This window comes from Pseudoalteromonas sp. SR45-5 (assembly GCF_014163565.1).
GTDB lineage: Bacteria > Pseudomonadota > Gammaproteobacteria > Enterobacterales > Alteromonadaceae > Pseudoalteromonas > Pseudoalteromonas distincta.
On the sequence record NZ_JACJDN010000135.1, the window covers coordinates 1 to 7,703 of the forward strand.

The following is a 7,703-nucleotide window of genomic DNA, read 5'->3' on the forward strand; positions in this document are numbered from 1 at the left end:
TACCATTGTAATAGGCATCAAGCGTTGTGATTTTAGTTTGATTTGGTAAATCGGCAAAGTCACTTTCTATAAACTTAGTCCCGCGTAATTGCACATTTAAACGTGCAGCATTAGAGTTAAGCATTGTTTGCTTGTAGTAGTCCTTTATATCTGCAAGCGTTACTTTTTCAACTTCATCAATCAGCTTTTGCTTAGAATCAAAGGTAAAGTTTTCACGGTACCAATCGTTTATAAGTGGGCTCATTTCGTCACTTAAGTTTTTAGGCTGCTCTTTAAGTGATACAAGGGTAGAGTTTTTAAGCTGCTCAAAAGTCTCTTCGCTCATGTTATCAAGTTCAACTGCGTATTCTTTTTTAAACTTATCAAAACGAGCTTGTATTTCTTTTGGTCCTTTAACCGGTGTTTGGATATACAAACCAATTGCTGAGTAATCCTCGATTGGGCGAGCTAATGCACCTACTGCGTATGCAAGTTGCTCCTCAGTACGCATTTTATCAAACGCAACAGTTCTAAAGTGGCTTTGTAATACAGCTGCTTCTGCTTTTTGTTTGTAACCCGCAACAGGGTGAACGGTCATATCAACCACCGCTACATCGGCTACATCGATATCTTTTTGCAGTACCAGTGTTTCGCCCGGTTGTGGCAACCACGCTTTGCTTCGTGCAAATTCACTGCGCTTATGATTACTTGGTAATGTTGCACTTAACTCTTGTGCAATCGCGTCAATATCTTGCTGATCGTAGTTACCGTAACTAAATACACGTAAATCGTTTTGTGCAAACGTAGCTGTTTTTAATTGTGCTAAGTCGGCAACACTCAGTGAGTCAGCGGCTTTAATAAGCTCATCTGTATCAAAGCCACCTGTACGCGTTAGTTTTGAATACTCGCCAAATGCTTGTGCATACGGAAACTGCTTTTGTTGGTTTAGTAAATTACGCTTAAAGCGATCTACCGCTTGGTTAAATGCTTGTGCTGTTTCATCAGCTTTTAAGCCGGTTAAAGCTTGTTTAAGCAATACATCTTGCTTATCTGTAAAACCACTCATAGATAAAACAAGGCCATTACTCGGTGCTAAGCTTACACTCATACCGGCGATCGCTGCTTCGGTACTTAACTGACTTTGTTGAATATTATATAAATCGGCCCAAACAGAATAAAGGACTTCTGCTTTAATATCGTTCAAACCGGGTTGAGTATTTATATAAACTTCAACAAGCCCTTTTGGCTGCTCTGCAAATTTTTGACTTGCTTGGCGCCATACTTTTACACCACTTTTATCGTAAGCAAGTTCTGGGTGTTTTTGCTCTTTAAATGCTTGCGTTTTTATTGCAAAATTTTCAGGCAATAAATTGTTTACTGTTGGTAGTGCTAACTTAAATTCGCTTGGTTTTTTCCAGCTGGCAATTTCATCATCGCTAATGTCACTGATGCGGTATTTACCGTCGTAAAAGTGTAGTTGTGAGTCTGTCTCTTCTTGCTGCGATACATACCAAATACGAAGGGTGTCGGCATTTAACTGCTCAAGTACATTGTTTACAGCGTCAGCGTCAAACTTTGCATAATAATAAGGTGCATTAATAGCGTGATTTAACGGATAGTCTTGCATACTTTGTGTAAGTGAGCTTACATAATTAAATTCATCACCTTTTTCTAAAAACTTAAATTGGTTATTAAGGGAAGTACGAATTTCGTTGAAGTACTTGCTATCAACGCCTTCTTTTTTAATTAAATCGATGTACTGCATAATAGTCGCAACTATTTCGTCACGATTTTTCATGCCTTCATCTGTAAGCTCTACATTTACATTTAACGAACCATAGTTGCCATATTGATTTGGTGCAGCTGAAGCTGAAAGCTGAGACACCCATCCTTTATCACGAAGAAGTTGCGCTGGGCTGCCCGGCATTTCATTACTTAGTAAATACGCTACAAATCGGTTTGGTTTAAGTGCAAATTCGCTATTATTATTAGCAATGGTGAAATCAAGTTGCAGCTGTTTTACATCTTCATTTGGTGCATAAAACACGCGTTTTCCGCCAGCGTTATCAAAATCAAGTTTTGCAGTCACTGTTGGTTTTTCGATATTTTTATTTTTTATGTCAGCAAAGTATTTTTGCGCTTTTTGCTCCATTTCAGCAATAGGTAAATTAGAAATAAGCGCAACTTTCATAATATTTGAAGAGTAGTATTTATTATAAAAATCAACCGTTTCTTTATGAAGTGAACTGTTTTCTTTATCGCCAAGGGTTTCTAGGTTACCAATTAAAAAGCGATTAGCCGGGTGATCACCCATCATTTTACGCGCGAGTTTAAATTGTCCAAAAAAGTCCATTTCGCGGCGCATTGACCACTCTGCGTTTACTGCATTTTTTTCTTTGTCTGTGTATTCTGGGTATAACTTAGGCGCTTTGAAAAAGTCAGCAAAACGGTCTAGCCCTTCATCAAACGCGTCGTTATTAATTTTAAACATGTAATTAGTAATATCGAGCCACGTGTAAGCATTGTGCGCGCCACCATTTTTGGTCATAAAATCAGAATACCCTTTTGTGTCTGGGTAGCGATCTGTGCCTAAAAACAGCATGTGCTCTAAATAATGCGCCATACCTTGTTGCGACATTGGGTCATGCAGTAAGCCAACACCAACGCTTAGTGCCGCTGCAGATTTTTCAGCACCTGGATCTGACACTAAAATTACTTCAATGTCGTTTGCCAGCTTAAGTGTTTTATATTCGCGGTTATCGTTAGGGCTTACAACTAACGTATCTGATAGTAAATAGGCCTGAGGCGCCACTGAAACCGAAGCCGTATTTGAACAACCACTTAAAACTGCAAGTGCGATTGCACTAAAACCAATAATCTTTTTCATTTTTGTTTTCCATTAAAAAGTATTGCGCAAAATAGCGTGCGCCAATTCAAAGCAATATAGTTAAGCTAAACTAACATTTTCAATTAATAACTTTCTACAAAATAACGCTATTTTGTGTAACACATTGTGAAAAATGTCTTCATAATTGGATATTAGTTGGGAGTCTGCCAACCTTGTGAGACTAAAAATCATTCAATATCAAAAAATACGCAAATTCTAAATAATAATAAGGAAAAACAATGGAAAAAATCATCATACTTGCCATGTTTGCACAAGTTACGCTTTCACTGGTTGTCATGCTCATTATGGGTAAAAGGCGCTTTGCCGCAGCTAAAAATAAACAACTAGATTTAAGTGATTTTAAAACAATGCAGTTAGATAAGGCTGGCGACACTATTAGGGTGGCAGATAGAAACTTTTCGAATCAGTTTGAAATACCAGTGCTTTTTTACGCGGGGTGTTTACTTGCACTGCAACTAAATAGCGCCAGTACACTTGTGGCAATACTGGCCTGTTTATTTGTAGCAACACGTATTGTGCATAGCGTTATTCATTTAGGTGAAAACAACGTACGCGCACGTTTTAAAGTGTTTTTACTGGGTTGTGTTTGTGTGTTTTCAATTTGGCTAGCAATGGTTTGGCGAGTACTATTTTAAATAGCAAAGTTTAATAATAGTAATGTGGACGGCTGGTTTAGGCCATCCACATTAACGTTAATTTTAATTATTTAGCACGTTTTAAACGAGGTACCGCAAGTAAAAAAGCACCTAAAAGCCAAATTAACCCGCCGCCAGAACTGCTGCTAGAATCTGTTGATGTGTCAGAATCAATTAACGTATTTTCAGTAACAGTAAGGCCTGCTGCTGAATTAGGATCATCATCCATTACCGCCACATTTTGAATAGTCACTAAGTTAGCACTACTAATTGTTACATCAGTACTTGCACATTGCTCAGCAGTAATATCAACCACGGGTGTTTCACCACAGTGTACTAACGCTGCAATTTTATCTAACGTTGATTGGCTTGCTGCAGTAATTTGTCCAAACACTGTAAAGCCACCGTTTTGGGTATCAAGTGCTGCACTATTGTCTGTAATATTAAAAAACCACTGACTTGTTGCGCTATTAGCATCACCCGATAATTTAGCCATCGCAATGGTGCCCTTAACATTAGAAAAAACGGGCTCATTTTCTACAGCAGGCTTTGTAGTAATCGCATCTAGCGAATCAGAAAATGTAAATCCACCACCTTGAATAACAAAGTTACTAACAGAGCGGTGAATTACTGTTTCGTTATATGAATCATCTTGAACGTAACTTAAAAAATTTGCGACTGTTTTGGGGGTTTTTTGATCAAACAAGTTAATCTCTATGACACCTTGGCTCGTGTTCATTTCAACTATAGTAGCGGTGCTTGTAAAACTTGCTGCAGCAAGTGCTGAGCCAAGTAAAAGTTTTTTCATGTTTTATTCCTGTTGTTATATTTTTTAAATAATTAGTTAATGCGTTAACACATTAATGCCATCGGCGACTAAAATCGATTCTAAAGTGTGAGTTGATACAATTAAGACCGTGTTGATAACAAATTAATTACATATGCCATTATTTATATTCTTTTTTGCTATATAAATCTAACTATTTAAAATTAAATCATCTTAAAAGTGTGGTCACTTATTTGTTACCTTAAAAAAACACAAACAACAGGAATTAACAATGCCACACACTAAACAAACAATTTGCGACTTTGGTTTACACAAAGGTGAACCATACACAAAACTACCGGCGAGCTTTTTAACGTGGATGGTAGGTATAAACCATACTAAGCGGGAATATGCGGATGCAGAGTTAAAGCGTCGCGAAAGTGCCGCCATAAATCGATTAACTGTACCTTCTAAATAAAATGTCAATAAGTACGTTTTTTTAGCATAAAACTAGTTTAAACTACCCGCTTGATAAATTAAGTAGACCTTAATCCATAGGTATTTTATGCGTATAATTATTTTATTTTCGATTGTTTTTAGTGTACTTGGATGTACATCTCCTGCTCCTGAATCAACCTCTAACAGTACTCCTACTGAATATTTAACTGTTCTTCATACTAATGATAATCACGGACGTTTTTGGCAAAACGAAAAAGGCGAATACGGTATGGCCGCTCGCAAAACGTTAATTGACTCTTTACGTAATGACGCCCAAAAGCAAGGTCATGCCGTTTTACTTCTCTCTGGTGGTGACATTAATACCGGTATTCCTGAGTCAGATTTACAAAAAGCAGAACCTGACTTTAAAGGTATGTCGCTGATTGGTTATGATGCAATGGCATTAGGTAATCACGAATTCGATAATCCTATTGATGTTTTGAAGCAACAGCAAAAATGGGTGAACTTTCCTTTTCTATCAGCCAATATATTTGAAAAAGAATCAGGCGAACATGCGTTTGATAGCTATAAAATATTCAAAAAAAATGGCTTAACTATTGCTGTTATTGGATTAACAACAACAGATACAGCTAAAATTGGTAATCCTCAGTATATTGGCCACTTAGAGTTTAAAGACCCTGTTGACGTTACTGCAGAACTAGCTAAAGAAATAAAAGCTAAGTACAACCCTGACATTACCATTGCGCTGACTCATATGGGTCATTATGTTGATGCTAGCTTTGGCATTAATGCACCAGGTGACGTAACACTTGCTCGCTCACTTCCTGCAAACACACTTGATATGATCATTGGCGGTCACTCACAAGAACCTGTGTGTATGAGTGATACAAATGTAAATGACGATAACTTTAAACCTGGCCTTGCCTGTAAGCCAGACCAGCAAAACGGTACTTACATTATGCAAGCCCATGAATGGGGTAAGTATGTTGGTAAAGCTGAGTTTAAGCTTGAAAACGGAAAATTAACGTTACTAGACTACAAACTCATGCCTGTTAATTTGTATGTAGATAAAGTTCAAGCTGATGGCTCTACTAAAGCAGTATTAGCAAACGAGTACATTAAACCAGACCCTAAACTTGAATCTTATTTAGCGGTATACCAAGCTAAAGGCGCTAAACAAATTGAAGGTACCATTGGTGAAGTAGATGCTCGCTTAGAAGGTGACAGAAACAAAGTTCGTTACCAACAAACAAACCTTGCACGTGTAATTATTCAAGCTCAAATGGATGTAGTAAATGCAGACTTTGGATTAATAAGTGGCGGTGGTATTCGCAGCTCAATAGAGGCTGGTAAAGTAAGCTATAAAGATATTTTAAAAGTACATCCTTTTAAAAACCGCATTACTTATATGGATTGGCAAGGCAGTGATTTATGGGATTACTTAAATACAGTAACGAGCTTCCCACCGGATGCTGGTGCTTATTTGCAATACCATAAAATATCGTTTGAGCGTAAAAATAATCAGTTGGTTAATGTTTTGATCAATGGCGAACCGCTTAATAAAAATAAAACATACAGAATGAGTCTAAATAGCTATAACGCATCAGGCGGTGATGGTTATCCTGCACTTACAAATAAAAAAGGCTTTGTAAGTACAGACGAAACAGATGCTAAAGCACTTCAAGACTTTATTTCAAAAAATAGCCCTCTCAAAGCGGCTGAATTTACCCCTAAATAACCTCTAAGAATAAGAGGAAAGTAATCTAGTTACTTTCCTCTTATTTCAATATTACCTTTTTTAATATTTGCCAGCCCATAACTATGCAAACGAGAACGAGAGCCTTCTCCATAGGCTTTAGGTGGGTAATATAACTCTTTTTCTTCAGGACACTCGCTAAGTACTTCATCTAATGCCGCACGTATCTCACTCAAGGTTTTTTCTAGGCTATTATTAAAATTAGGCCTTTTTCTAACCGTATGACCAAGCTCTACCAACCTATAAAAATACTTGTTAGCGAGCTCTAGAAGCTCCTCTGGTACATCTTTATTATGACTAAGCGCTACATCATCGTTATTTGTACAATACTCTACAAGTGCTAAATAAAAGCATAATGGCTTATTGGCTAAACCCACTTTTTGCTCTGCACTACAACTACTTGATAGTGTTTTATCGTTAAGGTCAACTATAAGCATCAGCGGCGTAGGCTCTGTAATTGACTGATGCTGCGCATTATTAAACTGCTTATTACTTTGTTTAATAAACGCAAATTTTACCCAAAAACTAATCAACACACTTAATACTAAAAATATAAAATAGTAAATAAAATGGCTTAATGTAAAGTGGGTTTGCTGAACGTTAAATACAACTAATACAGGTCCGTTATTAGTGCTCAAACTACGTGTTATTTGGTGTAAGTTTACAGGTACTAGCATTTCGCCTTTTGGTGCAATAGCAACAACTTTAAGATCGTTCGAATTAATGTAGCTATTTAAGGTTTTAATGTAGCTATTAACCGCATCTTTATTCCCCGAATGCTTTAGCAGCTCATTTGATAAATCAAGTAATGGTAAGTCGAGTGCTATTTGCCTTTCTATCTGCGTTATTTTTTGTTTAGTTACTTGCTGGCTTTTTTGAATTACAGAAATATAAAACACAGAAGATAAAGTTAAAAATAAGCATAGTAAAACAAGTAGTTGTTTATATTTACTCATCACTAACTTCCTCTTTTAAGTTTACTGAGCTAGTACCGCAACTCCAAAACGATTGTGCATTTTGATAATAATGCAAACTTTGATCTTTAGACATATCAAGCAAATTTGCCTGTACTGCACATAATAAATCAGTATTATTTTGCTGCATTTTTAAATACCATCTTGTTCCAGTAATATTATTACTCAAAGGCGTAATATAGTTTTTTGAAAAACGTTTTTCGTCACTCTCTTTCCAAAACGAAGC

The 7,703-nt window shown here is 36.8% G+C and carries 6 protein-coding genes and 1 pseudogene; 3 read left to right on the plus strand and 4 right to left on the minus strand.

What is annotated here, in order from left to right; all coding sequences use genetic code 11:
* Positions 1-2,866, minus strand: a 2,866-nt coding sequence (locus H5072_RS07260) for an insulinase family protein (RefSeq protein ID WP_182693130.1), incomplete at its 3' end; no start/stop codon positions are given.
* A gap of 239 nt (positions 2,867-3,105) precedes the next feature.
* Here H5072_RS07260 and H5072_RS07265 point away from each other — a divergent pair.
* Complete coding sequence (locus H5072_RS07265) at positions 3,106-3,522, plus strand: MAPEG family protein (protein ID WP_024594583.1); 417 nt, start codon at positions 3,106-3,108, stop codon at positions 3,520-3,522.
* A gap of 67 nt (positions 3,523-3,589) precedes the next feature.
* On the opposite strand, the gene H5072_RS07270 is transcribed toward H5072_RS07265, so the two are convergent.
* Positions 3,590-4,330 carry a peptidylprolyl isomerase gene (locus H5072_RS07270; protein ID WP_182693131.1) on the minus strand — a complete coding sequence of 247 codons (741 nt, stop codon included), beginning with the start codon at positions 4,328-4,330 and terminating at the stop codon, positions 3,590-3,592.
* Positions 4,331-4,580: 250 nt separating this feature from the next.
* Here H5072_RS07270 and H5072_RS07275 point away from each other — a divergent pair, with 250 nt between their 5' ends.
* Together H5072_RS07275 and ushA are read left to right on the plus strand one after the other, a co-directional pair.
* Positions 4,581-4,766, plus strand: a complete 186-nt coding sequence (locus H5072_RS07275; protein WP_002959050.1) for a hypothetical protein — start codon at positions 4,581-4,583, stop codon at positions 4,764-4,766.
* An 87-nt stretch (positions 4,767-4,853) separates the two neighbouring features.
* Entirely contained in the window at positions 4,854-6,485 is a 1,632-nt protein-coding gene (ushA, locus tag H5072_RS07280) for a bifunctional UDP-sugar hydrolase/5'-nucleotidase UshA (RefSeq protein ID WP_182693132.1), read from the plus strand.
* A gap of 29 nt (positions 6,486-6,514) precedes the next feature.
* Here ushA and H5072_RS07285 read toward each other — a convergent pair whose 3' ends face one another.
* Positions 6,515-7,459 (minus strand): hypothetical protein, encoded by a 945-nt coding sequence (locus H5072_RS07285; RefSeq protein ID WP_182693133.1) that lies wholly within the window; start codon positions 7,457-7,459, stop codon positions 6,515-6,517.
* Positions 7,452-7,703: pseudogene (locus tag H5072_RS07290) on the minus strand (hypothetical protein); the annotation flags it as partial. The pseudogene H5072_RS07290 and the gene H5072_RS07285, both read right to left, overlap by 8 nt.